Raw genomic sequence first — 1,176 nt, forward strand, 5'->3', positions numbered from 1 at the left:
ATGGCAAAGGAAAAGTTTGAGCGTAACAAGCCGCATGTGAACATCGGCACGGTTGGCCATGTTGACCACGGCAAGACGACGCTGACGGCAGCGATCACCAAGTATTTCGGCGACTTCCGGGCGTATGACCAGATCGACGGCGCGCCCGAGGAGAAGGCGCGCGGGATCACCATCTCGACGGCGCATGTGGAATACGAGACCGACGCGCGCCACTACGCGCATGTGGACTGCCCGGGCCACGCCGACTACGTGAAGAACATGATCACGGGCGCGGCGCAGATGGACGGCGCGATCCTGGTGGTGAACGCGGCCGACGGCCCGATGCCGCAGACCCGCGAGCACATCCTGCTGGCCCGCCAGGTCGGGGTTCCGGCGCTGGTGGTGTTCCTCAACAAGGTCGACCAGGTCGATGACGAGGAACTGCTGGAGCTGGTCGAGATGGAAGTGCGCGAGCTGCTGAGCTCCTACGAGTTCCCCGGCGACGACATCCCGATCATCGCGGGTTCCGCGCTGGCGGCGATGGAAGGCCGCGACCCCGAGATCGGCGAGAACAAGATCCGCGAGCTGATGGCGGCCGTGGACGAGTATATCCCGACGCCCGAGCGCGCGGTCGACCAGCCGTTCCTGATGCCGATCGAGGACGTGTTCTCGATCTCGGGCCGCGGCACCGTGGTCACGGGCCGTGTCGAGCGTGGCGTGATCAACGTGGGCGACTCGATCGAGATCGTGGGCATCAAGGACACCAAGACGACGACCTGCACCGGCGTCGAGATGTTCCGCAAGCTCCTGGACCGCGGCGAGGCGGGCGACAACATCGGCGCGCTGCTGCGCGGCATCGACCGCGAGGCGGTCGAGCGTGGCCAGGTGCTGTGCAAGCCGGGTTCGGTGACGCCGCACACCAAGTTCGAGGCCGAGGCGTATATCCTGACCAAGGAAGAGGGCGGCCGCCATACGCCGTTCTTCGCCAACTACCGTCCGCAGTTCTACTTCCGCACCACGGACGTGACCGGCACGGTGACGCTGGCCGAGGGCACCGAGATGGTGATGCCGGGCGACAACGTGGGCTTCACCGTCGAGCTGATCGCACCGATCGCGATGGAAGACGGCCTGCGCTTCGCCATCCGCGAAGGCGGCCGCACGGTTGGCGCCGGCGTGGTGTCGAAGATCATCGAGTAA

1 protein-coding gene is annotated in these 1,176 nt (G+C 65.9%); it reads left to right on the forward strand.

The annotated features are described in order from the left end of the window. The coding region (gene tuf / locus BMX57_RS20255; RefSeq protein WP_092371738.1) for an elongation factor Tu at positions 1-1,176 on the forward strand (1,176 nt) is incomplete at its 5' end.

This window comes from Cribrihabitans marinus, assembly GCF_900109035.1.
Taxonomy (GTDB): Bacteria; Pseudomonadota; Alphaproteobacteria; order Rhodobacterales; family Rhodobacteraceae; genus Cribrihabitans; species Cribrihabitans marinus.